The sequence below is a fragment of the Curtobacterium sp. 458 genome, assembly GCF_030406605.1.
Lineage (GTDB): Bacteria > Actinomycetota > Actinomycetes > Actinomycetales > Microbacteriaceae > Curtobacterium.
This window is the reverse complement of sequence record NZ_CP129104.1, coordinates 850,814-876,469: the sequence shown is the minus strand read 5'-3', so window position 1 is coordinate 876,469 and position 25,656 is coordinate 850,814. Positions and strand designations below refer to the sequence as shown.

Sequence of the window (25,656 nt, the reverse complement as noted above, 5' to 3'; positions counted from 1 at the left end):
TCCGCTACGGCGAGTGAGCCTGCATCTCGCCGGAGCTCTGCAACTCGTCCAGTGGTGGTTCCTGGCAGGCTCGGGCCCCGGTCCCCCAGGAGGACTGATGTCGAACACCGCTCCCGAATCCCTCGCCGCTCCGGCCCGTGTCGCCACCAAGCGCACGATCCTCATGTGCAAGCCGACCCACTACACGGTCAGCTACCGGATCAACCCGTGGATGCACCCCGAGGAGCCGACCGACACGTCGAAGGCCGTCGAGCAGTGGCAGTCGCTCGTCGACGTCTACGAGCAGCTCGGCTTCGACATCTCGTACATCGAGCCGATCGAGGGCCTGCCGGACATGGTCTACGCGGCCAACGGCGGGTTCGTGCTCGACGGCGTCGCGTACGGCGCGAAGTTCCAGTACCCCGAGCGCCAGCCCGAGGGCCCCGCGTACATGGACTGGTTCCGCAGCGCGGGCCTGACCGTGGCCGAGCCCGAGGAGACGAACGAGGGTGAGGGCGACTTCCTGCTCATCGGGGACACCATCTTCGCCGGGACCGGGTTCCGCTCCGACAGCACCTCGCACGAGGAGCTCGCGACGATCTACGGCCGCGAGGTCGTCACGCTCAAGCTGATCAACCCGAACTTCTACCACCTCGACACGGCCATCGCGGTGCTCGACCCGGAACCCGCGGCCGACGGCACCTCGAACATCGCCTACCTCGAGAGCGCCTTCGACGACGCCTCGCTCGCGATCCTGCGCGAGCGCTTCCCGGACGCGATCATCGCGACCGAGGAGGACGCCGCGATCCTCGGGCTGAACTCGTACTCCGACGGGTACAACGTCGTGATCGCGTCGCGCGCCACGACGTTCGCGGAGCAGCTGCGGGAGAAGGGCTACAACCCGATCGGCGTCGACCTGTCCGAGCTGCTGCTCGGCGGCGGCGGTGTGAAGTGCTGCACGCTCGACCTGCACCCGGTCGGCACCGGCAACTCGGTCGCGCGGTCCTGATGAGCACCGCGACCGGCACCGCCACCGCTGCTGCGCTCGCCGTCGAGGACCGCTCCCTCGCCCACAACTACAGCCCGCTGCCCGTCGTCATCGCGTCGGGTGACGGGGCGTGGGTTACGGACGTCGACGGGAAGCGCTACCTCGACGGGCTCGCCGCGTACTCCGCGGTGAACTTCGGCCACGGCAACGCCCGCCTCCTCGACGCCGCCCGGGCCCAGCTCGACCGGGTCACGCTGACGAGCCGCGCGTTCGTGAACGACCGCCTCGGGCCGTTCGCCGCGGCCCTCGCCGACCTGACGGGCACCGACATGGTGCTCCCGATGAACACCGGAGCCGAGGCCGTCGAGTCCGCGATCAAGGTCTCCCGCGCCTGGGGCTACCGCGTGAAGGGCGTCCCGGCCGACCGTGCCACGATCATCGTCGCGTCCGGGAACTTCCACGGCCGCACGACCACGATCGTCTCCTTCTCGGACGACCCGTCGGCCCGTGACGACTTCGGGCCGTTCACGCCCGGGTTCCGCACGGTGCCGTACGGCGATGCCGCGGCGTTGCGAGCAGCGATGGACGAGACCGTCGTCGCCGTGCTGCTCGAGCCGATCCAGGGCGAGGGCGGCGTGGTCATACCGCCGGCGTCGTACCTCCCCGCCGTCCGCGAGGTCTGCGACGAGTTCGGCGCCCTGCTCGTCGCCGACGAGATCCAGTCCGGCCTCGGCCGCACCGGGCACACCCTCGCGGTGCAGCGCGTCGGCGTCACGCCGGACCTCATCACGCTCGGCAAGGCGCTCGGCGGCGGGATCGTCCCGGTGTCCGCCGTGGTCGGTCGCCGCGACGTCCTGGGCGTCCTGCGCCCGGGCGAGCACGGCTCGACGTTCGGCGGGAACCCGCTCGCGGCCGCCGTCGGCTCCGAGGTCGTGGTCATGCTCGGCGAGGGCACGTTCCAGCAGCGGGCCCTCGACGGCGAGCCGCTGCTCCGCGGGCTGCTCGAGGACCTCGTCGGCCAGGGCGTCGTGACGCACCGCGTGGCCGGGCTCTGGGCCGGGATCGACATCGACCCGGCGCTCGGGACCGGCAAGGAGATCGCGCACGACATGGCCGACCGCGGCGTCCTCGTGAAGGACACCCACGGCTCGACGATCCGCTTCGCGCCGCCGCTCGTCGTCACCGACGACGAGGTGCGCCACGCCATCGACGTGCTCGGCGAGGTCCTGCGCGCCCGCAGCTGACGGGGCGGGCGCGCGCCGTGCCTCCCGGCCGGTGGGTGCGCGCGCCCCGCGAGTCGCACCACGAAAGCGACATCGAACCAGGTCCGCGGCCCGGTTCGATGTCGCTTTCGTGGTTCATCGGACGCGACCGCGACCGCGCCCGCGTCAGACCGCCCAGCGCTCCGCGAGCTCGTCCATCAGCCCGTCGAGCCGTTCGTCGACGACCTGCTCCTCCGGGTGCGCCTCGTACCAGGCGATCACCTCGCGCACGCCCTGACGGTAGGGGATCCGCGGCCGGTACCACGGCACGAGCGAGCGCACCTTGCTGTTGTCGAACACCGAGCTGTTCGCCTTGTCGCCGAGCAGCGCCGCACCCCACTCCGGGTCCACCGCGTTGATCGCGTCCGCGGGCACGTGCAGGATCCGCAGGTCGTCGACGCCCGCCGCCGCAGCGATCTCCTGCGCGATCTGGTTCCAGGTCGGCGCCTCGTCGCTCGTGATCGTGAAGGCCTCGCCGATCGCCGAGGCGTTGTCGAGCAGCCCCGTGAAGCCGACCGCGAAGTCCCGGCTGTTCGTCAGCGTCCAGAGCGACGAGCCATCACCCGTGATGATGATGGGCTTGCCCGCGCGCATGCGGGCGACCGCGGTCCAGCCGCCGGTCAGCGGGAGCTTCGTCTCGTCGTACGTGTGCGACGGCCGGATGATCGTGACCGGGAAGTCCTGCTCGCGGTACGCCTGCACGAGCAGTTCCTCGCACGCGATCTTGTCGCGCGAGTACTGCCAGTAGGGGTTCTTCAACGGCGTCGACTCCGTGATCGGCAGGTGGGTCGCCGGGGTCTGGTACGCCGACGCCGAGCTGATGAACACGTACTGCCGCGTCCTCCCGGCGAAGGTCTCCACGTCGGCCTGCACCTGGTCGGGGGTGAACGCGATCCAGTTGATGACGACGTCCCACCGACGGTCGCCCAGCGCTTCCGCCAGGGCGGCGCGGTCCGAGACGTCGGCCTGGAGGCGCGTCACACCCTCTGGGATCGGCCTGCCCCCGGTGGTCCCCCGGTTGAGCACCGTCACGTCGAACCCCTGCTCGACGGCTTCGCGGACGCACGCGGCGCTGATCACGCCGCTCCCGCCGATGAACAGGACACTCGCTCCGGTCATGGATGCTCCCTCGCTCCCCGCGGCACCGCGTTGCGCCGCACCCCTGCGATCCTGCACCTCAGGGGCTGGGTCGGGTGGCGAGGACCGCACTTGCGGTCGGACTTGTCCCGTCACTGCGGTGGCTGCCATGATGAGCCCGAAGACCCCGGAACGATCACTGGCCCCGGCCACATCGCCGGGGTTTCGTCTTGCCCCGGCGCGTCACGCTGATACATCACCCTACAGTTGCTGGTCGCCGTGCGGGGCTGGCGGACTACCGTCACGGTTCGGACCGCACCGATGCGGTCCACGACAGGAGTGACACGCACATGGAGTACCGCTACCTCGGCAACTCGGGCCTCAAGGTCTCCGAGATCACCTACGGCAACTGGCTGACCCACGCCTCCCAGGTCGAGAACGACGCGGCCATCGCCTGCGTCCGGGCAGCGCTCGACGTCGGCATCTCGACGTTCGACACCGCCGACGTCTACGCGAACACCGGCGCCGAGACCGTCCTCGGCGAAGCGCTCAAGGGGGAGCGGCGGCAGTCGCTCGAGATCGCCACGAAGGTGTTCGGACCCACCGGACCGAAGGGTCACAACGACACCGGTCTGAGCCGGAAGCACATCCTCGAGTCGATCGACGGGTCGCTCGAGCGCCTGCAGACGGACTACGTCGACCTCTACCAGGCGCACCGGTTCGACCACGAGACCCCGCTCGAGGAGACCATGCTCGCCTTCGCGGACGTCGTGCGTCAGGGCAAGGCGCTGTACATCGGCGTGAGCGAGTGGACGGCCGAGCAGCTCCGGGCCGGGCACGAGCTCGCCGACGACCTCGGCGTGCAGCTCATCTCGAACCAGCCGCAGTACTCCGCGCTCTGGCGGGTCATCGAAGGCGAGGTCGTGCCGACGTCGAAGGAACTGGGCATCTCGCAGATCGTCTGGTCGCCGATCGCCCAGGGCGTCCTGACCGGGAAGTACCAGCCGGGTCAGCCGCTGCCGGAGGGCTCGCGCGCGACCGACGACAAGGGCGGCGCGAAGATGATCCAGCGCTTCATGAACGACGAGGTGCTCACGGCCGTGCAGGAGCTCAAGCCGATCGCCGACGAACTGGACCTGTCGATGGCCCAGCTCGCGGTCGCGTGGGTGCTGCAGAACGAGAACGTGGCGTCGGCGATCATCGGGGCGTCGCGGCCGGAGCAGGTGCACGACAACGCCGGCGCTGCCGGGGTCACGATCCCCGCGGAGCTGATGTCACGGATCGACGACGCCCTCGGCGGTGTGGTCGAGCGGGACCCGGCGAAGACGAACGACAGCAGCCCGAAGACCCGCGAGGCGTAGCGGAAGCCCCGCGCAACCACTGCGGGACACCACGGAACGCGAAAAGGCCCCCTACCGGAGTAGGGGGCCTTTCACCGTGGCTGGACACGGCATCGATCCGTGGACCTTTCGATTTTCAGTCGAACGCTCTACCAACTGAGCTATCCAGCCGTGGCGACCCTGACGGGACTTGAACCCGCGACCTCCGCCGTGACAGGGCGGCACGCTAACCAACTGCGCTACAGGGCCATGTTGAATTACTGTCTTGCTTGAACTGCTGTCTTGCTCGGTGTTGCTCTGCCTGCCTGCTCACTCACGAAGAGTGACCCCAACGGGATTCGAACCCGTGCTGCCGCCGTGAAAGGGCGGTGTCCTAGGCCACTAAACGATAGGGCCGCAAGCGGTGCAGTGCGCTACCGATGGACAAGCATACGGATGCCCCCCGCGTTTCACAAATCGAGCGGCCTCGGCGTGGCATCCCCGGCGTGTCGCGTGGGCCCGACCGGTCCGCGGGCATTCACTCACCGTGGAGCACCAGGCTCCGATCCGTGCCGTCGGTGCCCGCGTGCGAGCATCGTCGTCGCACCGTGCTGCCCCTCGCACGAGGGGTGACCGGCTGCGACACCTGTTGTTACTGTTGCGTCTGTTAACAGTGTTACGTGCGTGAGCCTTGCCGCGCTGTTACGAAATCGAGACACATGTCGACCTCACCGTTCTCCCTCCGCTCCCGCAGCCGCCTCGTCGCCGCAGCGGTCGCCGTCGCGCTCACCGCGGGGACCCTCGCCGCGCTCACGCCGAGCGGGCCGGCCAGTGCCGCGAGCTACCCGAGCTGGGACGACGTGGAGAAGGCCAAGGCCTCCACGCAGGCCCAGCAGGACAAGGTCTCCGAGATCAAGTCGTTGATCGAGACCCTGAAGGACGAGGCCGCCGCGAAGCAGAAGGCCGCGGAGGCAGCAGGCACGGCCTACCAGACGGCGCAGACGGAGTACGACCAGGCGACGCTCAAGCAGCAGAAGCTCCAGGGGCAGGCGGACGAGGCGAAGAAGACCGCCGCCGCGTCGGAGGCCCAGGCCGGCCAGCTCGCGGCACAGCTCGGCCGTGCGAGCTCGAGCGACGTCTCGACCGACCTCCTGACGCACCCGGGCAAGTCCGGCGACCTGCTCTACGAACTCGGGGCGATGTCGAAGCTCAGCGAGCAGGCGGACGGCATCTACGCGCAGGCCTCGCAGGACCGCGGCACGGCACAGGGCCTCGCCGACAAGGCGGACGTCGCGCAGCGTGCCCTCGGCTCCCTCGCGGACGCTGCCGAGGCGAAGATGCAGCAGGCACAGGGCGCTGCGGACGCCGCCCAGACCGCCGTCGACGCGCAGAACGACAACCAGGACCGCCTGGAGGCGCAGCTCACCCTCCTCACCACCAAGCAGCACGGCGTCGAGGCGAAGTACCGCAAGGGGGTCGAGGAGGAGAAGAAGCGGCAGGCGCGCATCGCCGCCGCGGCCGCCCGTGCCGCCGCCCGCGCGGCCGCGACGAGCCAGGGCGGCTCGGGCGGTGGGGCGCCGAACTCGTCCGGCTGGGTCCGCCCCGCCGGCGGCTACCAGACCAGCGGGTTCGGCATGCGCGTCGACCCGTACACGCACGCCACGGCACTCCACGCCGGCGTCGACCTCGCGCCCGCCTGCTACTCCCCGATCTACGCCGCGCACGACGGCACCGTGACCTTCGCGGGCAACGGCGGCGGGTACGGCAACGAGGTCGTCCTGGACAACGGCGGCGGCATCTCCACGGCGTACGGCCACATCGTCGACGGCGGGATCCTGGTCGCCTACGGCCAGCACGTCAGTGCCGGACAGCAGATCGCGAAGATCGGCTCGACCGGCTGGTCGACCGGGTGCCACCTCCACTTCGAGACCCGGGTCAACGGTGCCGCCACCGACCCGGTCCCCTTCATGGCAGCGCGGGGGATCTCGGTATGACCACGAGCGTCGCCAGGAGGCGTTGACCCGACCCATGAAGCAGCCCGCCCGGTCCCTGACCTGCACCGCGGTCGTCGCCGTCCTCGGCATCGGCCTGTCGGTCGCCCTCGCCGCCCCGGCGCAGGCGACCCCGTCGGCCCCGAGCTGGGACGACGTGCGGGCTGCGAAGTCCGACGCGGCGGCGGCGCAGCAGACCGTCGACGAGCTGGGCTCGCGCCTCGAGGACCTGCAGGACGAGTCCGACCGTGCGTCGATCGCCGAGCAGCAGGCTGCGCAGACCTTCTCGCTCGCGGCGTCGGAGCAGCAGGAGGCCCAGTCGGACCTCGACGACCTGGCCGACCAGGCGAAGCGCGCGAAGGCCACGGCCCGTGACTCGGCGGCGCAGGTGGCCGGGCTCGTCGTCGAGCTCGCCCGGACCGGTGGCGGGGACCTGTCGACCTCGATGCTCGTCGACACGCGGGACGCGAAGGACCTGCTCTACCGCGTCGGCACGATGTCGCACCTGTCCGAGCGCTCGGCGACCGTGCTGGCGCGGGCGCAGGCCGACCAGAACACCGTCGACTCCCTCGCCGCCCAGCAGCGGCAGGCGACGACGGCGCTCGCGCAGGCGACCGACGCGACGAAGTCCGCGCTCGCCGAGGCGAAGGACGCTTCGTCGGACGCGCAGGGACGCCTCCAGCGCGAGCAGGACCAGCAGGAGGTCGTCCTGAAGCAGCTCGCCTACCTCAAGGGCACGAGCGTCGCCACGGAGACCGCCTACTGGAACACGCAGCAGGCGAAGCGGGCCGAGGTCGAACTCGCCGCGCAAGCAGGGCCGACCGCGGGCGACACCGGTGCATCGACGACGAGCCCGGCGACCGGGGGATCGACCCCGACGAACCCGGGCACCGGTGGCGGCTCGACGACGACGAACCCCGGCTCCGGCGGCGGTTCCACGTCGACGAAGCCCAGCGGCGGCGGCTCCTCGACCAACCCGTCCCCGAGCAACCCGTCCCCGGCGAACCCCGCCCCGAGCAACCCGAGTCCGGCGCAGCCCGCTCCGTCCAAGCCGCAGCCGAGCAAGCCCACCCCGGCGAAGCCGACCCCGACACCGCCGCCCAGCAGCCCCTCGAAGGCAGCCGGCGCGATCGCGTTCGCTCGCGCGCAGCTCGGCGACCCGTACGGCTGGGGCGACGCCGGCCCGAACTCCTGGGACTGCTCCGGTCTCGTGATGGGGGCGTACGGATCCCAGGGCGTCGCGACCGGTGGCCACAACGTCGTCTGGCAGTACAACTACTTCGCGTCGATCGGTCGGCTCGTCCCGCTCTCGCAGCGGCAGCCGGGCGACATCCTCTTCTACTCGAACAACGGAACCGCCAGCGGGGGTTACCACGACTCGATCTACACCGGCAACGGCCAGATGATCGAGGCTGCCAAGCCCGGCGTCGGCGTGGTCGAGCGCGCCGTGTGGCTCCCGAACCAGCTCCTGCCGTACGTCGCCCGCCCCACCGGCTCGCTCTAGACGGACAGACAGACCGACAGACGGACGGACGAAGGGCCCCGCTCTCGCCAGGAGTGCGGGGCCCTTCGTGTGGAGGACGGTCAGTGACCGGCGGGCACGTAGGCCTCCTGGCCGGCCTGCACGATCGCCTCGGCCTCGGCGGCGTCGCCCCAGCCCTCGGCCTTGACCCACTTGTTCGGCTCGAGGTCCTTGTAGCGCTCGAAGAAGTGCGCGATCTCGGCCTTCGTCTGCTCGTCGACGTCCGAGATGTCCTGGATGTGCTGCCAGCGCGGGTCCTTCGCGGGGACCACGAGGACCTTCGCGTCGTTGCCGGCCTCGTCGCTCATCTTGAAGACGCCGACCGGGCGGACCTTGACCCCGACGCCCGGGAAGACCGGGTACTCGAGCAGGAGGAGCGCGTCGACGGGGTCGCCGTCGTCCGCGAGCGTGTTCTCGAAGAACCCGTAGTCGGTCGGGTACACGAACGAGGTGAACAGCACGCGGTCGAGGTACACGCGACCGGTCTCGTGGTCGACCTCGTACTTGTTGCGGCTGCCCTTGGGGATCTCGACGACGACGTCGTACGCGGCCATGTTGCGCTCCTGAGTCTGATGTGCGGGGGGAAAGCGCGGCTAACGTTACCGGGTGAACACTCCGCGTCCCCGGTTGGACCCCGCCGTCGCCGAGACCCGGCGTGCGGTGCGCACCCTGCTCGAGACGGCCCGCGCGGAGGGCATCGTCGCGGACGGCGACCTCGTCCTCGTCGCGCTGAGCGGGGGAGCGGACTCGCTCGCGCTCGCCGCCGCGACCGCGTTCGAGGCGCCGAGGCAGGCGCTCCGCGCCGGCGCGGTCATCGTCGACCACGCGCTCCAGGCGGGCTCCGCGGACGTGGCGAGCCGTGCCTCCAGGCAGGGTGCGGAGCTGGGTCTCGACCCGGTGTCGGTCCGTCAGGTGGCCGTCGGTTCCGCAGGTGGGCCCGAAGGGGCCGCCCGGGAGGCACGGCACGCCTCGATCGCGGAGGTCGCCGCCGACCGCGGGTCACCACTGGTGCTGTTCGGCCACACGCTCGACGACCAGGCCGAGACCGTGCTGCTCGGTCTGCTCCGCGGGAGCGGACCGGACGCGCTCTCCGGCATGCCGCCGCTCGCCGTCCGCACGTCGGGACCGGCCTACGGCCGTCCACTCCTCGGCGTCCGCCGGCACACGACGCGGGCCGCGTGCGTGGCCGCCGGGCTCGCGCCGTGGGACGACCCGCAGAACGACGACCCGGCGTACGGGCGCGTCCGGGTGCGGAACGCGCTCATGCCGGCGCTCGAACGCGAGCTCGGGGCCGGCGTCCCGGAGGCACTCGCCCGCACCGCCGACCAGCTGCGGGAGGACTCCGCCGCGCTCGACCACTTCGCCGAGGAGATGGCGGAGGACCTCGCGGAGCACTCGGAGGCGGGGATCTCCCTGTCGGTGCGCGGGCTCGCCGCGAACCCGCCCGCGCTGCGGCAGCGCCTCGTGCGGCTCGCCGTCGAGGGCGAGTTCGGTGTGACGCTCTCGCGGGTGCAGACGCTCGAGGTCTGCCGACTCGTCACCGACTGGCACGGACAGGGCCCGATCGACCTCCCGGGCGTCCGGGCGTCGCGGGACGGCGACCGTCTGGCGTTCAGCGCCTCGTCCTGACGGTTACCCTGGACCGGTGGAACTCTCCGACGTCCAGGCAGACCTGTCCGAAGTGCTCTTCACCCCCGAGCAGATCGACGAGAAGCTCGCCGAACTCGCCGCGGTGGTCGACCGTGACTACGCGGGGAAGGACCCCCTGCTCGTCGGCGTGCTGAAGGGTGCCGTCATGGTGATGGCCGACTTCTCCCGCCACCTCAAGATGCAGGCACGCATGGACTGGATGGCGGTGTCGTCGTACGGCTCCGGCACGAAGTCGTCCGGCGTGGTGCGGATCCTCAAGGACCTCGACACCGACCTGCACGGCCGCGACGTCATCATCGTCGAGGACATCATCGACTCCGGCCTGACGCTGTCCTGGCTCAAGCAGAACCTCGAGTCCCGTGGGGCCGCGAGCGTCGAGATCGTCGCGCTGCTCCGCAAGCCCGAGGCCGCCAAGGTCGAGGTCGACGTGAAGTACGCCGGCTTCGAGATCCCGGACGCGTTCGTGGTCGGGTACGGCCTCGACTTCGACGAGCGCTACCGCAACCTGCGCGGCATCGGCGTCCTGGCGCCGCACGTCTACTCCTGAGCGCGTCCGACTGACCCGGGCGGGGCGTGGAGTTCGCCCGCAGAGGACACCCATTCTCGCCACAGAATCGCGGCCGTATGCTGACCTGCACGCAACTTCGGCAGAGAAAGGTGTCGGGCGACCTGCCCGGATCACATGGACTTCAAGCGAATCCTCCGCGGGCCGTACATCTACATCCTGATCGCGCTCGTGGGGATCTGGATCGGGTGGGCGGTCATCAGTCAGGCCGGCACCCAGCAGATCGACACCCAGAAGGGCCTGCAGCAGCTCGCCGACGACAAGGTCTCGTCCGTCGTCGTGAACTCCACCGAGCAGCGTGTCGACCTCAAGCTCAAGGACGGCGCGACCGAGCAGTTCTACTACGCGACGCCGCGTGGTGCTGACGTCATCAAGGCCGTCGATGACGCCAACCTGCCGGACGGCTACACCGACCGCGTGCAGCAGGGGAACTGGTTCCTCTCGCTCCTCGGCATCGTCCTGCCGTTCCTGATCATCGGCGCGCTCTTCTGGTTCCTGCTCTCGAGCGCCCAGGGCGGCGGCTCGAAGGTCATGCAGTTCGGCAAATCCCGCGCGAAGATGAACAACAAGGAGAACCCGCAGGTCTCCTTCGCGGACGTCGCCGGCTCGGACGAGGCGATCGAGGAGCTCCACGAGATCAAGGAGTTCCTGCAGGAGCCCGCGAAGTTCCAGGCGGTCGGCGCGAAGATCCCCAAGGGCGTGCTGCTGTACGGCCCTCCCGGAACCGGCAAGACCCTGCTCGCGCGGGCCGTGGCGGGCGAGGCCGGCGTGCCGTTCTACTCGATCTCCGGTTCGGACTTCGTCGAGATGTTCGTCGGTGTCGGTGCGAGCCGCGTCCGTGACCTCTTCGACCAGGCCAAGCAGAACGCCCCGGCGATCGTCTTCATCGACGAGATCGACGCCGTCGGTCGTCACCGCGGCGCCGGCATCGGCGGTGGCAACGACGAGCGCGAGCAGACGCTGAACCAGCTCCTCGTCGAGATGGACGGCTTCGACGGCAAGACCAACGTCATCCTGATCGCCGCGACCAACCGTCCCGACGTGCTCGACCCCGCGCTCCTGCGCCCCGGCCGCTTCGACCGGCAGATCGGCGTGGACGCCCCGTCGCTCGGCGGCCGCAAGCAGATCCTCGAGGTGCACGCGAAGGGCAAGCCGCTCGCCGCGAGCGTCGACCTCGAGCTCCTCGCCCGCAAGACGCCGGGCTTCACCGGTGCGGACCTCGCGAACGTCCTCAACGAGGCCGCGCTGCTGACCGCCCGCTCGAACGCGCAGCTCATCGACAACCGGGCCCTGGACGAGGCCGTCGACCGCGTGATGGCCGGCCCGCAGCGTCGGACGCGCATCATGTCCGACCAGGAGAAGCTCATCACGGCGTACCACGAGGGTGGACACGCTCTCGCGGCCGCGGCGATGCGGCACACCGACCCCGTCACGAAGATCACGATCCTGCCGCGCGGCCGTGCCCTCGGCTACACGATGGTGCTCCCGCTCGAGGACAAGTACTCCGTCACCCGCAACGAGCTGCTCGACCAGCTCACGTACGCCATGGGTGGTCGCGTGGCCGAGGAGATCGTCTTCCACGACCCCACCACGGGTGCGTCGAACGACATCGAGAAGGCCACCTCCACGGCCCGCAAGATGGTCACCGAGTACGGCATGAGCCGTGCGGTCGGGTCCGTCAAGCTCGGGTCGGGTTCGAGCGAGCCGTTCGTCGGACGCGACATGGGTGGCAGCGGTGGTCGCGACTACTCGGAGAACATCGCCGAGACGGTCGACGCCGAGACCCGTGCGCTGCTCGAGGCCGCGCACGACGAGGCCTACGAGGTCCTCAACGCCAACCGCGACATCCTCGACCGCCTGGCCGGCGAGCTCCTCGAGAAGGAGACGCTCGACGCGCCGGAGCTCGTGGAGATCTTCAAGGACGTCCGCAAGCTGCCCGAGCGCCCGCAGTGGCTGTCGAGCGACAAGCGGCCGGTCTCGAACCTCCCGGCGATCGAGTTCCCGGGGAAGGCCGCCTCGACCGCTGCCGAGCCGAGCGACACCGAGTCGTCGTCGAAGCCCCGTCGTCGCCCGTTCGGCAACCCCGGTATCGCCCCCGCGTAGGCCGGTATGACCGACCTGCCGACGAGACGCTCGCGTCGCCTCGCCGAGGCGGACCGTGCGCGCGCCGCAGAGCACGAGGCGCGCGCCGCCGCGGCGGAGCCGCCGACGGTCGCGATCGACCTCCGTGCACCCGCGCCGGTGCCGGAGATCGTGACCGGCCGTCGGCGTGACCGCGCGCCGGAGCAGCCCGCCGAGGACCGCACGCGCGTCATGGGGATCCTCAACGTCACGCCGGACTCGTTCAGCGACGGCGGACTGCACCAGGCGTACGACGACGCCGTGCAGCACGCCCGTGACCTCGTCGCAGCCGGGGCCGACCTCGTCGACGTCGGTGGGGAGTCCACCCGGCCCGGCGCCGAGCGCGTCCCGGTCGACGTCGAGCAGGACCGCGTCGTCCCGGTCGTCCGCGAGCTGGTGGCCGAGGGCATCGCGGTCAGCGTGGACACGATGAACGCGTCGACGGCCGAACGCGCCGTCGAGGCCGGCGCGGCGATCGTGAACGACGTGTCCGGCGGGCTCGCCGACGACGACATGGCCCGGGTGGTCCGCGACACCGGTGCCGGCTTCGTCGTGATGCACTGGCGTGGGCACAGCGATCGGATGTACCGGAACGCCGAGTACGCGCACGCCGTCGAGGAGGTCCGTCGCGAGGTCGAGCACCGCGTCGCCGAGCTCATCATCCTCGGCGTGCGCGAGGAGCAGGTGGTCATCGATCCGGGCCTCGGGTTCGCCAAGCAGGGTGTCCAGAACTGGGAGATCCTGGCCGGCTACGAACGCTTCGCCTCGATCGGGCTGCCGGTCCTCGTCGCCGCCTCCCGCAAGCGGTTCCTCGACGGGGTCGGCAGCGCTGCCGGCGCTCCGCCGAGGGACCGCGACCTCGCCACCGCCGCCATCAGCCTGCTCGCCGCCGAACGCGGCGCGTGGGGGGTGCGCGTGCACGACCCCGCACCGACCCGTGCGGTACTCGACGTCTGGGACGCCTGGAGGGCAGCACGATCGTGAGGGACACCATCCGACTGACCGGGGTCCGTGCCCGGGGGAACCACGGCGTCTTCGACCACGAGCGGGCCGACGGACAGGACTTCGTCGTCGACGTCGCGGTCGAGGTCGACGCCCGTGTGTCGTCCGGCTCCGACGACCTCGCCGACACGGTCCACTACGGTGTCGTCGCCGAGCAGGTCGTCGCGGAGATCGAGGGCGGTCCGGTCGACCTCATCGAGACGCTCGCCGAGCGCATCGCCGCCGCCGTCCTGAGCCACCGGGCCGCGCTCGCGGTCGAGGTCACGGTCCACAAGCCGCAGGCGCCCATCACGGTGCCGTTCACCGACGTCTCGATCACGATCCGGCGGGCCCGCGGTGGCGCCCTGCCCGAGGGCGACGACGCCCGCGCCGAGGAAGAAGAGTGAGCCGCGCGGTCATCGCGCTCGGCGCCAACCTCGGTGACCGGGGCAGCACCCTGCGCGCCGCGGCCTCGGCCATCGCGGCGCTCCCCGGCGTGACCCCGGTGGCTTCCAGCCGTGAGGTCGAGTCCGTGGCCGTGACGCTCGACGGTCGCGACGAGACGAAGCCGCGCTACCGGAACGCCGTCGTCGTCGTGGACACCGACCTCGAGCCGCAGGCGCTCCTCGACGCGCTGCACGGCATCGAGGACGAGCACGGCCGCACGCGCGAGGTCCGGTGGGGCGACCGCACGCTCGACCTCGACGTCGTGGCGATCGACGACCTGGTGATCGACACGGCCACGCTCACGGTGCCGCACCCGCGCGCGGCCGAGCGGGCGTTCGTGCTCGCGCCGTGGGTCGACGCGGACCCGGCGGCGGTGCTGCCGGGCGCCGGGTCGGTGGCCGAGCTGCTCGACACCATCGGCGACGACACCGAGCGCGTCGACGAGCCACGCCTGTTCGACGACGCGACCGCGCCGGGCGCCGCGACCGGCCCGGCCACCACGACCCGCGGGGTCGACCCGACCCGCGCCTCCAGGCCGGGGGAGCACGCATGAAACCGACCCGCGCCTCCGTCCTCGTCAGCGTCGCGGTCGTCGCCGCCGTCGCGGGCTTCGCCGTCGACGCCGTCCTCGCCTCCCGTGGCGCCCCGACGCTCCTGCTCTCCGTCCCGCTCGGCCTGACCCTCGCGTTCATCGGCGTCGCGGTCGTCCTGATGGCCCGCCCCGTCCGACGTCACGCCAAGGAGGGCGTCCTCCGGCAGCGCCCGGTCGACCCGCTGTACGCGACGCGGGTCGTGGTCCTCGCGAAGGCGTCCAGCATCGGCGGCGCGCTCTTCGGCGGGTTCGGCATCGGGCTGTTGCTGTACCTCCTGACCCGCAACGTCACCCCTTCGCTAGGCTCGACCCTGCCGAACGCCGTGGCGCTCGGCGGAGCCGTCGTCCTGACGGTGTGTGCCCTGGTCGCCGAACGGATGTGCATCGCACCGCCCGGCGACGACGACCAGGACGACCACCGCGGCGGCTCGGCGGCCACCAACTGAGGGAGCGGAGCCCGCGATGCCGAGAGAACGACTCGACGAGCCGGGCCTCGGCCTGAGCGGCACCACCTGGACCCGGGTGTCGCCGAAGCTCGTGTGGACGGAACTGGTGACCTCCGTCGCGATCGGTGTCATCGTGACCGCCGGGTGCGTGCTCCTCGGTGTGGTGAACGGCGGGTTCGACCGGACCGCCGGCACCGTGTGGACGCTGATCGGCATCGCCGTCGGCATCGTCGCGCTCGTCACGGCCGTGCTCACCCCGCGACGGGTCCGCTCGATCGGGTACGCGCTCCGGGACGACGACCTCGTCTTCCGTCGCGGTCTGATGTGGCAGCGCTTCACGGCCGTGCCGTACGGCCGCATGCAGCTCGTCGACGTCGCGCGTGGCCCGCTCGACCGGGCGCTCGGCATGAGCGAGCTGAAGTTCGTCACCGCTGCGGCCGCGACGAACGTCCGGATCCCCGGGATCCCCGCGGCGGACGCCGACGACCTCCGCGACCGCCTGGTGGAGCTCGCCGAGTCCCGCCGCGCCGGACTCTGAGGGGGTCGTCGTGACCTTCCGCCCCGGACCTCCGCCGCCGACCCCGCCGAGCCAGGTCGGCAACGCCGCAGCAGCGGCCCCGCTGACCGACGGGGAGTGGCACCGGCTGCACCCGCTGACGCCCCTGCTGCGCGGCGGCATCTTCCTCATCGTCGTGCTCGGCTACGTGCTCAACAGCCTGCGCGACCAGCTCGTCGAGTTCTTCATCCCCGGCGGTGGACCGTCCGACGACGGCGACCCGGTCCGCTACGTGTACGAGCACGGGGCCGTGGGCTGGGTGCTGCTCGGCATCGCGGTGCTCCTGGTGGTGCTGATCGGGCTGTTCTACCTGTCGTGGCGGATGCACGAGTTCCGCGTCACGGGCGAGATCGTCGAGGTCCGCTCGGGCGTGCTCTTCCGCAACCACCGGAAGGCCCGGCTCGACCGCATCCAGGGCATCAACATCTCGCGGCCGATCATCCCGCGGCTCTTCGGCACCGCGAAGCTCGAGATCGCGCAGGCCGGCAACGACGCCAACGTGCAGCTCGCCTACCTCGGGTCGAAGCCCGCGGAGGACCTCCGCCGCCGCATCCTCGTGCTCGCCTCGGGCGCCAAGGAGGACGAGCAGCAGGCTCCGGGGCGACCGTCCTCCGGCGTGCTGCAGGACCGGCTGGACGAGGTCTTCTCGCCCGAGCTCGACCCCGCCGCGGTGCAGGCCACCCGGGTCGTCAAGGTCCACCCCGGTCGGCTCATCGCGTCGATGCTGCTCTCCGGGACCACCGTGTTCCTGCTCGCGGCGATCGTGGCGATGGTCGTGAGCATCGCCGTCACCGGCGAGTACGGCATCCTCTTCGGACTCTTCCCTGCCGTGATCGGCGCCGGCGGCTACTACGTGCGGAAGTTCTCACGGTCGCTGCAGTACACGATCGCCGAGACGCGTGACGGCATCCGCATCGGCTTCGGCCTCGTCTCGACGTCGAACGAGACCCTCCCTCCCGGGCGCATCCACGCCGTGAGCGTTGCGCAGCCGCTGCTCTGGCGTCCGTTCGGCTGGTGGGACATCCGCATCAACCGCGCCACGAACGCCGGCAACGGGCAGTCCACCAACCAGCAGGCGTCCTCAATCGTGCTGCCCGTCGGCCGCGCAGAGGACGTCCGCGAGGTCCTCGACATCATCCTCCCCGGCCTGGTCGGCACCGCCGTCGCGGGCCCGCGGGCATCGCAGGAGGAACTGCGCGAGGGGTCGGCGGAGGCCGTCAGCGTCGTCGACGACAGCCTCACCACCTCCGGCGACCGCGGCGGCTTCGTCCACTCGCCCCGCCGCGGCGCGTGGCTCCGCCCGCTGTCCTTCCGCCGCAACGGGTACCGGTTCGTGCAGGGCGCGGTCCTGCTCCGCCTCGGTGCCGTGTGGCGGTCCCTCGTCATCGTGCCGCTGCCGCGCGTCCAGAGCGTCAAGGTCGAGCAGGGGCCGCTCGAACGCGCCCTCCGGCTCGCCTCGGTGCACGTGCACACCGTGCAGGGCCCCGTGAGCGCGCGCCTCGGTGCGCTCGACGCGCACGACGCGCAGCGGCTGTGGTCGGACACCGCGCACCGTGCCGTCGAGGCCGCCGCGGTCGACACCTCCCACCGGTGGCGCGAACGGGAGGCACGGCTCGCGCCCGCCGCGGACGGACCCGACGCGCAGGGGGTCGCCCCCGGCGCCGCGCCGACCACGTCGACGCCCGAGCCCGCCTGGCGGGGGCAGGACGGGCCTCCCGGCTGGGACCGCACCCCCACCCCCGGAGCTGCGCGGTGAGGGCGGGACGGCTCGGCGTCGGCATCGTCGGCGCGGGACGGGTCGGCCCGGTCCTCGGAGCGGCGCTCGCGAACGCGGAGCACGCCGTGGTCGGCGTGACCGCGGTGTCCGACGCCGGGCGGGACCGCGCCGAGGCCATGCTCCCGGGGGTGCCCGTCCTCGCGACGCCGGACCTCGTCGAGCGGAGCGAACTCGTGCTGCTCGCCGTACCGGACGACCAGCTCGGGTCCCTCGTCCAGGGCCTCGCGGACGCCGGGATCTGGCAGCCAGGACAGCTCGTCGTGCACACGAGTCCCGACCACGGCACCGACGTCCTCCGACCGGCGCTCGCCGCAGGAGCGATCCCGCTCGCGATCCACCCGGCGATGGTCTTCACCGGCACGAGCGTCGACCTCACCCGCCTCCGCGACGCGTACTGCGCCGTCACCGCCCCGGCACCCGTGCTCCCGATCGCGCAGGCGCTCGTGGTCGAGATGGGTGCGGAGCCGTTCGTCGTCGCCGAGCAGGACCGGCCCGCGTACGCCGACGCCGTCCGGGCAGCCGCGAGCTTCTCGACCGCGATCGTCGAGCAGTCCGCCGGGACCCTCGACGGCATCGGGGTCGAGCACCCCGGCCGGGTCCTCGGCGCCCTGGTCCGCAGCGCGGTCGACAACGCGCTCGCCGCGGCCGACGGCCAGGCGCGGCTCTGACAGTCGGTCCTGACGTCCGCGGTTCCCGGCCGGCCGTCCGCGCCGGGTAGCATTTCCGCATCCCCCACGACCCCACCGGAGCCGCACCCTTCATGAGCGAAGCAACCGCCGCCGCAGCAGACGACCTGTCCGCCGAGGAGACCAGCGAGCAGCGACAGGTCCGGCTCGACAAGCGGTCGAAGCTCCTCGACGCGGGGATCGAGGCCTACCCGGCCGCAGTCCCGATCACGACGACGATCCCCGAGGTCCGCGCGCAGTACGCGACGCTGGAGACCGGCGAGGAGACCCAGGACGTCGTCGGCGTCGCCGGGCGCATCGTGTTCTCGCGCAACACCGGCAAGCTCTGCTTCGCGTCCCTGCAGTCCGGTGACGGCTCCCGCATCCAGGCGATGGTGTCCCTCGCCGAGGTGGGCGAGGAGTCGCTCGCGTGCTGGAAGGAGTTCGTCGACCTCGGCGACCACGTCTTCGTGCACGGCCGCGTCATCTCCTCGCGTCGTGGCGAGCTGTCGATCATGGTCGACGACTGGGCGATCGCGGCGAAGGCCATCCTGCCGCTCCCGAACCTCCACAACGAGCTCAACGAGGAGACCCGGGTCCGCCAGCGGTACCTGGACCTCATCGTGCGCGAGGACGCCCGGAAGACCGTCCGAGCCCGTGCCGCCGTGATGGCCTCGCTCCGGCAGACCTTCGCGTCGCACGAGTACCTCGAGGTCGAGACCCCGATGCTGCAGACCCAGCACGGCGGGGCGTCGGCTCGCCCGTTCGTCACGCACTCGAACGCGTTCGACACCGAGCTGTTCCTCCGCATCGCGCCCGAGCTCTTCCTCAAGCGTGCGGTCGTCGGCGGCATCGACCGGGTGTTCGAGGTCAACCGGAACTTCCGCAACGAGGGCGCCGACTCGACGCACTCGCCCGAGTTCGCGATGCTCGAGGCCTACCAGGCGTACGGCGACTACGAGCAGATGGCCGACCTCACCCAGGAGCTCGTGCAGAACGCCGCCCGTGCGGTGACCGGCGGCTCGCTCGAGGTCACCTGGGCCGACGGCACCACGTACGACCTCGGCGGCGAGTGGCCGCGCATCGACATGTACGGCTCGCTGTCCGAAGCGGCCGGGCGCGCGATCACCCCGGAGACGCCGCTGTCCGAGCTGCAGGCACTCGCCGATGCCGAGGGCGTCGAGGTCGCACACGCCACGCACGGCAAGTACGTCGAGGAGCTCTGGGAGCACTTCGTCATCGACTCGCTCGACCGCCCGACGTTCGTGATGAACTTCCCGGTCGACACCTCGCCGCTCACCCGACAGCACCGCACGCGTCCCGGCATCGTCGAGAAGTGGGACCTCTACGTCCGCGGGTTCGAGCTCGCGACGGCGTACTCGGAGCTCGTCGACCCCGTGGTGCAGCGGGAGCGGTTCGTCGAACAGGCGAAGCTCGCGGCCGGCGGTGACCCCGAGGCGATGCGCGTCGACGAGGAGTTCCTGCGGGCCCTCGAGCACGCGATGCCGCCGTCGGGTGGCATGGGCATGGGCATCGACCGGCTGCTCATGGCGATCACCGGCCTCGGCATCCGCGAGACGATCCTCTTCCCGCTGGTCAAGTAGCCTTCGGTCGGGGGAGTTAGGATGACCCGGTGCCGCATGGAGTCGTGACCGGGATCATCTTCGCCCTGACGCCGACCGTCATCGTCGGCCTCATCTTCTGGTTCGTCATGCGCGCGATCCTGCGGGCGGACCGCACCGAGCGCGCCGCCTACGCCAAGGTCGAGGCCGAGGAGCGCGCCCGCTTCGAGCGGGAGCACGGCCGTCCCGCGCCGTCGCCCGCGTCCGCCGAGTAGTCGCCCACCGAGTCGGCAGCGCCGCTGACGGCGACGCCGTCCGGGTCGGTGTGCACACTCATCGCGTTCACCGGCGGTTCACGCAGCGGCGCTGCACTGGCGGCATGACCACCGTCCCGCCGGACCCCGCCGACCTCGACCCCGAGGACGCCTTCGGCCACCCGGTGCTCGGCGACCCCGCACGGGACGAGCAGTGGGTCGACGGGGACGAGGACGACGTCGACGTCTGACCGCCCGGGCTTCGTCACCCACCGTTCACCGGCCCGTCGCGAGCAGGTCGCTCCGTGGGGCGAGCATCGTCGGCATGCCCATGCAGCAGTTCCCCGCCGGTCGCAGCCTCGTCGGCGACATCGAGAGCGAGTACGACGAGTTCGACCGCGACGCCGACCTCGAGGTCTCGAAGCGCCGTGACGGGTGGCTCGAACCCTCCTGGTGACCCCCACCCGTTCGGTATTCGGGGTACGACGGCCAGATCACACCGACCTGGTCCGCCGTACCCCTTTCTTGTGTCCACCCGGCGCGGTGAGCCGGGGTACACCCTCGGAAACGCGGAAGAAACACCACTGCAACGCCGGAAACATCGCGTCACACCCTTGTTCTCGGGCCTGGAGTGGGGCCAGACTGGCCCCACGCTGTACCCCGTGGGGGACGGTTCGGAGGCTGAAGCACGGAGAAGCCTGGGAATCGATCACATCGATTTGTGGGGTACACCTCGCAACCGCTTTACTCATCAACACCCCCACCTGAGGCCCATCACCGTCGAACGCAGGGAGAGCGTCACATGACGATCGCAACGGCAGCACCGACCACGAACGGCACCACCACCCGCCGCAGCACGACCAAGAAGGCCGCGGCCGCGAAGACCGCGGACGCGACCGTCGAGTCGACCACCCTCGGCACCGAGGTCGAGGCCGACGAGCAGCTCGCCGGCGTCCGCGGCGCCTCCGTCGATCAGGTCGGCGACTACCTCCGCCACATCGGCCGCCTCTCGCTCCTCACCGCCGAGGAAGAGGCACAGATCGCCCGGCGCATCGAGGTCGGCCTGTTCGCCGAGGAGAAGCTGCACACCGAGTCCGGGCTCGACAAGAACCTCCAGCGCGAGCTGCGCTGGCTCGTCCGCGACGGTGAGCGCGCCAAGGAGCGCATGATCACGTCGAACCTGCGCCTCGTCGTGAGCATCGCCAAGCGCTACTCGCAGCGCGGCCTGCCCTTCATGGACGTCATCCAGGAGGGCAACCTCGGCCTCGTCCGCGCGGTGGAGAAGTTCGACTTCACCCAGGGCTACAAGTTCTCGACCTACGCCACGTGGTGGATCCGCCAGGCCATCTCGCGCGGTCTCGCCGACAAGGCCCGCACGATCCGCATCCCGGTCCACACCGTGGAGCTCATCAACAAGATCAGTCGCACCGAGCGCGACCTCACCGTCGACCTCGGCCGTGCGCCGATGCCCGACGAGGTCGCGGCGGAGCTGAGCATGAGCGTCGAGGAGCTCCTCGACCTGAAGGGCCGTTCGCACGAGCCGGTGTCGATCCACACCGTCGTCGGCGACTCGGACGACAGCGAACTCGGTGACTTCATCGAGGACGAGGACGCCGCGAGCCCCAACGAGCTCACCGAGACCACGCTGCTGCACCGGGACATCCGGTCGATCGTGGCCGAGCTGCCGAGCGACGAGGCGAACGTGATCCGCATGCGCTACGGCCTCGACGACGACAAGCCGATGACGCTCGACGAGATCTCGAAGATCGTGCACACGACCCGTCAGGCCGTCAGCCGGGTGGAGTCGCGCGCCAAGCTGCGCCTGTTCGCCAAGGCGGTCTCGCAGGACATGCAGCTGTACCTGACCGACTGAGGTCAGCGAGGAACTTCGGCCGGGGCAGCTGCTCCGGCTCGGGGAACCGGACCGACCTGTGGGAAGGCGGTCCGGTGGGGTGATGGGAAGGCCCGTCCCGGCGATTCCGGGGCGGGCCACTCGCACGTCCGGGCCCGGTACGACCCCGCCCGAGGCGGCTGCGAGCGGCCCCGCCCGCAGCGTCTACTGCTCGAGGTCGTGCGAGAGCCGCTGGCGCAGGTCCTGCGGGATGAGTTCGATGAGCTGGTCGGGACGCACCGGCAGGTCGAGCAGGCTGAGCTTCACCCGCCCGGTGCGGCCGTGCCGTGCTGCGTCGAGCCGGACCACGCTCGACGCGTCCTTCCGGAGGCGGATGTCGATCTGGGCGCCCGTCGCGACCTCGCCGACGACGAGACCGTCGACCTCGAGTGCCGCACTCCGCGTGCCCTCGGCGATGTCGAGTCGGTACCGCTCCCGCGCCGCCAGGACCACCGAGCGGTCGATGCCGGCCATCGGGGCGACCGGGGTGACGACCGATCCCGAGAGCGCGGGGGAGAGCACCGGGCCGCCCGCTGCGTAGTTGTAGGCGGTCGACCCGGCCGGGGTTGAGGCCACGATGGCGTCGGCCCGGTAGTAGCCGTAGCCGAGGCCGCCCACGCTGAGGTCCGCCGAGACCTGCCCGGCCCCGGGGCGTCGCACCACCGTGAGGTCGTTGAACGCGAGGTACTCCGTGCGGGCACCGCTCCAGGACAGCTTCGCCTCGAGGGCGTGGTGCGGCTCGAGCTGGTACTCGCCGGCGGAGAGCCGTTCGAGCGCCGCCTCGAGCTCCGGCGGCTCGATCTCGACGAGGAAGCCCACGTTGCCGTAGTTGACGCCGAGCACGGGGACCGGGCGTCGGGCGACGAGCCGCATCGCCCCGAGCATGGTGCCGTCGCCACCGAGCGCCACGACCATGTCGACCCGGTCGGTGAACTCGTCCTCGTCGACGACGTCGATCGTGCCGCCGAGGCGCTGCGCGTCCGCCCGTCGGGCGAGGAGCTCGCCGCGGCCGGAGGCGTTCCAGCGGCGCAGGGTCTCGACGGACTCCTGCACGTTCTTGGTCGGGTGGACGACGAGGCCGACGACGGGCTGCTCCATGCCCGGATGGTACCGACTCCCGCCGGACAGCACCCTCCGGGTCGCGTCGTGACGGACCGCCGGACGGGAGGCGCGGGGCGGGCCCTCACCGTCCCTCCCGTCCGCTCCGTGGTCGCGCGGCGACCGCGCTGTGCGCCAGGCGCACCAGGGGTCACGCCCACGGCGAACAGGGGCAGACCACTCGGGGTCGGCTGGTTAGTCTCGATGTACGTCACCGGGCCAGTACCGGTCCGGCAAGGGAGAGCACATGTTCGAGAGATTCACCGACCGAGCCCGTCGTGTTGTCGTCCTCGCTCAAGAAGAAGCGAAGATGCTCAACCACAACTACATCGGCACCGAGCACATCCTCCTCGGCCTCATCCACGAGGGCGAGGGCGTCGCCGCCAAGGCGCTGGAGTCGCTCGGCATCTCGCTCGATGCCGTCCGCGAGCAGGTCCAGGACATCATCGGGCAGGGGCAGCAGCAGCCGACCGGGCACATCCCGTTCACGCCGCGCGCCAAGAAGGTGCTCGAGCTGTCCCTGCGCGAGGCGCTGCAGCTCGGCCACAACTACATCGGCACCGAGCACATCCTCCTCGGCCTCATCCGCGAGGGCGAGGGCGTCGCCGCCCAGGTGCTCGTCAAGCTCGGCGCGGACCTCAACCGCGTCCGCCAGCAGGTCATCCAGCTCCTGTCCGGCTACCAGGGCAAGGAAGCCGTCGCCGTCGGCGGCGAGACCCAGCAGAACGCGCAGCAGGGGTCGCAGGTCCTCGACCAGTTCGGTCGGAACCTCACCCAGGCCGCCCGCGACGCCAAGCTCGACCCGGTCATCGGGCGCGAGAAGGAGATGGAGCGGGTCATGCAGATCCTCTCCCGTCGCTCCAAGAACAACCCCGTCCTGATCGGTGAGCCCGGCGTCGGCAAGACCGCGGTCGTCGAGGGCCTCGCCCAGGCGATCGTCAAGGGCGACGTCCCGGAGACGCTGAAGGACAAGCAGCTCTACTCGCTCGACCTCGGGTCGCTCATCGCCGGGTCCCGCTACCGCGGTGACTTCGAGGAGCGCCTCAAGAAGGTCACGAAGGAGATCCGCACCCGCGGCGACATCATCGTCTTCATCGACGAGATCCACACGCTCGTCGGTGCGGGTGCTGCCGAGGGCGCGATCGACGCCGCGTCGATCCTCAAGCCGCTCCTCGCCCGCGGTGAGCTGCAGACCATCGGTGCGACCACGCTCGACGAGTACCGCAAGCACTTCGAGAAGGACGCCGCACTCGAGCGCCGCTTCCAGCCGGTGCAGGTCAACGAGCCGTCGCTGCCGCACGCGATCAACATCCTCAAGGGCCTCCGCGACAAGTACGAGGCGTTCCACAAGGTGTCCATCACCGACGGTGCGATCGTCGCCGCGGCGAACCTCGCGGACCGCTACGTGCAGGACCGCTTCCTGCCGGACAAGGCCATCGACCTGATCGACGAGGCCGGCGCACGCCTCCGCCTGTCGATCCTGTCGGCGCCGCCGGAGCTCCGCGAGTTCGACGAGAAGATCTCGACGGTCCGCGGGTCGAAGGAAGCCGCGATCGAGGAACAGGACTTCGAGAAGGCCGCGTCGCTCCGCGACGAGGAGAAGAAGCTCCTCGGCGAGCGTCTCCGCCTCGAGAAGCAGTGGCGTGCGGGTGACGTAGCCGCGTCCGGCACCGTCGACGAGGGCATCATCGCCGAGGTCCTGGCGCAGGCCACGGGCATCCCGGTGTTCAAGCTCACGGAAGAGGAGACCTCGCGCCTCGTCTTCATGGAGAAGGCCCTGCACGAGCGCGTCATCGGTCAGGAAGAGGCCATCTCGGCACTCTCGAAGACGATCCGCCGCACCCGCGCTGGCCTGAAGGACCCGAACCGCCCCTCGGGCTCGTTCATCTTCGCCGGCCCCACGGGCGTCGGGAAGACCGAGCTCGCCAAGGCGCTCGCCGAGTTCCTCTTCGACGACGAGGGCGCGCTGATCTCCCTCGACATGTCGGAGTTCGGCGAGAAGCACACGGTCTCGCGGCTCTTCGGTGCCCCTCCCGGGTTCGTCGGCTTCGAGGAGGGCGGCCAGCTCACCGAGAAGGTCCGCCGCAAGCCGTTCTCCGTGGTTCTCTTCGACGAGATCGAGAAGGCCCACCCGGACATCTTCAACTCGTTGCTGCAGGTCCTCGAAGAGGGTCGTCTGACCGATGGTCAGGGCCGGGTCGTCGACTTCAAGAACACCGTCATCATCATGACCACGAACCTCGGTTCGCAGGGCATCGCTGGTGGTCCGGTGGGCTTCCAGATCGAGGGCGACTCGGGCGTCGGCTACGACCGCATGCGCTCGAAGGTGAACGAGGAGCTCAAGAAGCACTTCAAGCCGGAGTTCCTCAACCGCGTCGACGACACGATCGTGTTCCCGCAGCTCTCGCAGTCCGAGCTGCTGCAGATCGTGGACCTCTTCGTGAAGCGTCTGGCGGACCGCCTGCTCGACCGCGACATGACGGTGGAGCTCACGCTCGCCGCCAAGGAGCAGCTCATCAAGGTCGGGTTCGACCCGGCTCTCGGGGCTCGCCCCCTGCGTCGCGCGATGCAGCACGAGGTCGAGGACCAGCTGTCCGAGCACATCCTGCAGGGTGAGCTGAACGCCGGCGACCACGTGAAGGTCGACTTCCACGACGGTGCGTTCCAGTTCGAGACCGGGCGTCAGCCGGGTCGCGAGGAGGTCCTCACCGGCGCTGCCGAGCCGGCTGGCGAGATCGAGTCCTAGGACGCGACCACCTTCTGACGGGAGGCACGGTGCCAGCTGGCACCGTGCCTCCCGTCCGTCGTGGGTCGTGACCAGTCCGTATCCCGTCACGTTGCGCGGATGGCACACCACATCCACTGCTCGGTCGCGGTACGGTGGTTCCACACCCGAGGCGTTCCCCCCAGCTC

The 25,656-nt window shown here is 70.8% G+C and carries 24 protein-coding genes and 3 tRNA genes; 21 read left to right on the top strand and 6 right to left on the bottom strand.

All coding sequences use genetic code 11. The annotated features are described in order from the left end of the window. Positions 1-97: 97 nt before the first annotated feature. A complete protein-coding gene (gene ddaH, locus QPJ90_RS04305; RefSeq protein ID WP_290133238.1) occupies positions 98-988 on the top strand; it encodes a dimethylargininase in 891 nt (296 codons plus the stop codon). Beyond that, a complete protein-coding gene (gene rocD / locus QPJ90_RS04300) occupies positions 988-2,211 on the top strand; it encodes an ornithine--oxo-acid transaminase (RefSeq protein ID WP_290133237.1) in 1,224 nt (407 codons plus the stop codon). Before ddaH ends, rocD begins: the two co-directional genes overlap by 1 nt. A gap of 144 nt (positions 2,212-2,355) precedes the next feature. Here the strand turns inward: rocD and QPJ90_RS04295 are convergent, their stop codons facing one another. Further along, positions 2,356-3,348, bottom strand: coding sequence for an NAD-dependent epimerase/dehydratase family protein (locus QPJ90_RS04295; protein ID WP_290133236.1), 993 nt, complete (start codon positions 3,346-3,348; stop codon positions 2,356-2,358). A gap of 308 nt (positions 3,349-3,656) precedes the next feature. Between QPJ90_RS04295 and QPJ90_RS04290 the strand changes: the two genes are divergently transcribed. Beyond that, a complete protein-coding gene (locus QPJ90_RS04290; protein ID WP_290133235.1) occupies positions 3,657-4,667 on the top strand; it encodes an aldo/keto reductase family protein in 1,011 nt (336 codons plus the stop codon). Positions 4,668-4,744: 77 nt separating this feature from the next. Here the strand turns inward: QPJ90_RS04290 and QPJ90_RS04285 are convergent. From QPJ90_RS04285 to QPJ90_RS04275, 3 genes are all read right to left on the bottom strand, one after another. Beyond that, positions 4,745-4,817: transfer RNA gene (locus QPJ90_RS04285), tRNA-Phe, on the bottom strand. A 1-nt stretch (position 4,818) separates the two neighbouring features. Continuing rightward, positions 4,819-4,895, bottom strand: a tRNA-Asp gene (locus QPJ90_RS04280). 74 nt (positions 4,896-4,969) lie between these two features. Next, a tRNA-Glu gene (locus tag QPJ90_RS04275) sits at positions 4,970-5,042 on the bottom strand. Between the two features lie 302 nt (positions 5,043-5,344). Here QPJ90_RS04275 and QPJ90_RS04270 point away from each other — a divergent pair. Beyond that, positions 5,345-6,619 (top strand): M23 family metallopeptidase, encoded by a 1,275-nt coding sequence (locus tag QPJ90_RS04270; RefSeq protein ID WP_290133234.1) that lies wholly within the window; start codon positions 5,345-5,347, stop codon positions 6,617-6,619. A gap of 34 nt (positions 6,620-6,653) precedes the next feature. After that, complete coding sequence (locus QPJ90_RS04265; protein WP_290133233.1) at positions 6,654-8,120, top strand: NlpC/P60 family protein; 1,467 nt, start codon at positions 6,654-6,656, stop codon at positions 8,118-8,120. Between the two features lie 80 nt (positions 8,121-8,200). On the opposite strand, the gene QPJ90_RS04260 is transcribed toward QPJ90_RS04265, so the two are convergent. Next, the gene (locus QPJ90_RS04260) at positions 8,201-8,692 is read right to left on the bottom strand and encodes an inorganic diphosphatase (protein ID WP_290133232.1); all 492 of its coding nucleotides are present in this window, start codon (positions 8,690-8,692) and stop codon (positions 8,201-8,203) included. 52 nt (positions 8,693-8,744) lie between these two features. On the opposite strand from QPJ90_RS04260, the gene tilS reads away from it, so the two are divergent. The 15 genes from tilS to QPJ90_RS04185 all read left to right on the top strand — a co-directional run bounded on the left by tilS (position 8,745) and on the right by QPJ90_RS04185 (position 21,627). Beyond that, complete coding sequence (gene tilS / locus QPJ90_RS04255; RefSeq protein WP_290133231.1) at positions 8,745-9,767, top strand: tRNA lysidine(34) synthetase TilS; 1,023 nt, start codon at positions 8,745-8,747, stop codon at positions 9,765-9,767. 16 nt (positions 9,768-9,783) lie between these two features. Beyond that, positions 9,784-10,335: a hypoxanthine phosphoribosyltransferase gene (gene hpt, locus QPJ90_RS04250; RefSeq protein ID WP_031272831.1), complete on the top strand. Its 552-nt coding sequence runs from the start codon at positions 9,784-9,786 to the stop codon at positions 10,333-10,335. Positions 10,336-10,470: 135 nt separating this feature from the next. Next, positions 10,471-12,456 (top strand): ATP-dependent zinc metalloprotease FtsH, encoded by a 1,986-nt coding sequence (gene ftsH, locus QPJ90_RS04245; protein WP_290133230.1) that lies wholly within the window; start codon positions 10,471-10,473, stop codon positions 12,454-12,456. 6 nt (positions 12,457-12,462) lie between these two features. After that, positions 12,463-13,458: a dihydropteroate synthase gene (folP, locus tag QPJ90_RS04240; protein ID WP_290133229.1), complete on the top strand. Its 996-nt coding sequence runs from the start codon at positions 12,463-12,465 to the stop codon at positions 13,456-13,458. Continuing rightward, positions 13,455-13,862: a dihydroneopterin aldolase gene (gene folB / locus QPJ90_RS04235; protein WP_290133228.1), complete on the top strand. Its 408-nt coding sequence runs from the start codon at positions 13,455-13,457 to the stop codon at positions 13,860-13,862. The genes folP and folB overlap by 4 nt, the downstream gene beginning before the upstream one ends. Beyond that, positions 13,859-14,455 (top strand): 2-amino-4-hydroxy-6-hydroxymethyldihydropteridine diphosphokinase, encoded by a 597-nt coding sequence (gene folK, locus QPJ90_RS04230; RefSeq protein ID WP_290133227.1) that lies wholly within the window; start codon positions 13,859-13,861, stop codon positions 14,453-14,455. The genes folB and folK overlap by 4 nt, the downstream gene beginning before the upstream one ends. Next, the gene (locus tag QPJ90_RS04225) at positions 14,452-14,940 is read left to right on the top strand and encodes a DUF3180 domain-containing protein (protein WP_290133226.1); all 489 of its coding nucleotides are present in this window, start codon (positions 14,452-14,454) and stop codon (positions 14,938-14,940) included. Before folK ends, QPJ90_RS04225 begins: the two co-directional genes overlap by 4 nt. Before the next feature lie 16 nt (positions 14,941-14,956). Beyond that, positions 14,957-15,478 carry a PH domain-containing protein gene (locus QPJ90_RS04220; RefSeq protein WP_290133225.1) on the top strand — a complete coding sequence of 174 codons (522 nt, stop codon included), beginning with the start codon at positions 14,957-14,959 and terminating at the stop codon, positions 15,476-15,478. Between the two features lie 10 nt (positions 15,479-15,488). After that, positions 15,489-17,252, top strand: coding sequence for a PH domain-containing protein (locus QPJ90_RS04215; protein WP_290133224.1), 1,764 nt, complete (start codon positions 15,489-15,491; stop codon positions 17,250-17,252). After that, positions 17,249-17,941 carry a DUF2520 domain-containing protein gene (locus tag QPJ90_RS04210; RefSeq protein ID WP_354670487.1) on the top strand — a complete coding sequence of 231 codons (693 nt, stop codon included), beginning with the start codon at positions 17,249-17,251 and terminating at the stop codon, positions 17,939-17,941. The genes QPJ90_RS04215 and QPJ90_RS04210 overlap by 4 nt, the downstream gene beginning before the upstream one ends. 92 nt (positions 17,942-18,033) lie before the next feature. Further along, positions 18,034-19,542, top strand: a complete 1,509-nt coding sequence (gene lysS, locus QPJ90_RS04205) for a lysine--tRNA ligase (RefSeq protein WP_290133223.1) — start codon at positions 18,034-18,036, stop codon at positions 19,540-19,542. A gap of 29 nt (positions 19,543-19,571) precedes the next feature. Next, positions 19,572-19,775: a hypothetical protein gene (locus tag QPJ90_RS04200; protein ID WP_290133222.1), complete on the top strand. Its 204-nt coding sequence runs from the start codon at positions 19,572-19,574 to the stop codon at positions 19,773-19,775. Between the two features lie 104 nt (positions 19,776-19,879). Further along, positions 19,880-20,005 carry a hypothetical protein gene (locus tag QPJ90_RS04195; RefSeq protein WP_290133221.1) on the top strand — a complete coding sequence of 42 codons (126 nt, stop codon included), beginning with the start codon at positions 19,880-19,882 and terminating at the stop codon, positions 20,003-20,005. Between the two features lie 74 nt (positions 20,006-20,079). After that, on the top strand, positions 20,080-20,211 hold the full coding sequence (locus QPJ90_RS04190; protein ID WP_275935013.1) for a hypothetical protein: 132 nt from the start codon (positions 20,080-20,082) through the stop codon (positions 20,209-20,211). Positions 20,212-20,556: 345 nt separating this feature from the next. Further along, a complete protein-coding gene (locus QPJ90_RS04185) occupies positions 20,557-21,627 on the top strand; it encodes a sigma-70 family RNA polymerase sigma factor (RefSeq protein ID WP_290133220.1) in 1,071 nt (356 codons plus the stop codon). A gap of 183 nt (positions 21,628-21,810) precedes the next feature. Here the strand turns inward: QPJ90_RS04185 and QPJ90_RS04180 are convergent, their stop codons facing one another. Beyond that, entirely contained in the window at positions 21,811-22,743 is a 933-nt protein-coding gene (locus QPJ90_RS04180; RefSeq protein ID WP_290133219.1) for an NAD(+)/NADH kinase, read from the bottom strand. Positions 22,744-22,990: 247 nt separating this feature from the next. On the opposite strand from QPJ90_RS04180, the gene QPJ90_RS04175 reads away from it, so the two are divergent. Then, on the top strand, positions 22,991-25,489 hold the full coding sequence (locus QPJ90_RS04175) for an ATP-dependent Clp protease ATP-binding subunit (protein ID WP_290133218.1): 2,499 nt from the start codon (positions 22,991-22,993) through the stop codon (positions 25,487-25,489). Positions 25,490-25,656 lie beyond the last annotated feature (167 nt).

Bases quoted from the DNA above. Each gene is read 5' to 3' on its own strand.
- QPJ90_RS04195 (WP_290133221.1), top strand. From the start codon at position 19,880: ATGACCACCGTCCCGCCGGACCCCGCCGACCTCGACCCCGAGGACGCC.
- folP (WP_290133229.1), top strand. From the start codon at position 12,463: ATGACCGACCTGCCGACGAGACGCTCGCGTCGCCTCGCCGAGGCGGAC.
- QPJ90_RS04265 (WP_290133233.1), top strand. From the start codon at position 6,654: ATGAAGCAGCCCGCCCGGTCCCTGACCTGCACCGCGGTCGTCGCCGTC.
- rocD (WP_290133237.1), top strand. From the start codon at position 988: ATGAGCACCGCGACCGGCACCGCCACCGCTGCTGCGCTCGCCGTCGAG.
- QPJ90_RS04295 (WP_290133236.1), bottom strand. From the start codon at position 3,348: ATGACCGGAGCGAGTGTCCTGTTCATCGGCGGGAGCGGCGTGATCAGC.
- QPJ90_RS04185 (WP_290133220.1), top strand. From the start codon at position 20,557: ATGACGATCGCAACGGCAGCACCGACCACGAACGGCACCACCACCCGC.
- QPJ90_RS04175 (WP_290133218.1), top strand. From the start codon at position 22,991: ATGTTCGAGAGATTCACCGACCGAGCCCGTCGTGTTGTCGTCCTCGCT.
- QPJ90_RS04190 (WP_275935013.1), top strand. From the start codon at position 20,080: ATGCCCATGCAGCAGTTCCCCGCCGGTCGCAGCCTCGTCGGCGACATC.
- lysS (WP_290133223.1), top strand. From the start codon at position 18,034: ATGAGCGAAGCAACCGCCGCCGCAGCAGACGACCTGTCCGCCGAGGAG.
- QPJ90_RS04225 (WP_290133226.1), top strand. From the start codon at position 14,452: ATGAAACCGACCCGCGCCTCCGTCCTCGTCAGCGTCGCGGTCGTCGCC.
- QPJ90_RS04260 (WP_290133232.1), bottom strand. From the start codon at position 8,692: ATGGCCGCGTACGACGTCGTCGTCGAGATCCCCAAGGGCAGCCGCAAC.
- QPJ90_RS04290 (WP_290133235.1), top strand. From the start codon at position 3,657: ATGGAGTACCGCTACCTCGGCAACTCGGGCCTCAAGGTCTCCGAGATC.
- QPJ90_RS04220 (WP_290133225.1), top strand. From the start codon at position 14,957: ATGCCGAGAGAACGACTCGACGAGCCGGGCCTCGGCCTGAGCGGCACC.
- QPJ90_RS04180 (WP_290133219.1), bottom strand. From the start codon at position 22,743: ATGGAGCAGCCCGTCGTCGGCCTCGTCGTCCACCCGACCAAGAACGTG.
- ddaH (WP_290133238.1), top strand. From the start codon at position 98: ATGTCGAACACCGCTCCCGAATCCCTCGCCGCTCCGGCCCGTGTCGCC.
- ftsH (WP_290133230.1), top strand. From the start codon at position 10,471: ATGGACTTCAAGCGAATCCTCCGCGGGCCGTACATCTACATCCTGATC.
- QPJ90_RS04270 (WP_290133234.1), top strand. From the start codon at position 5,345: ATGTCGACCTCACCGTTCTCCCTCCGCTCCCGCAGCCGCCTCGTCGCC.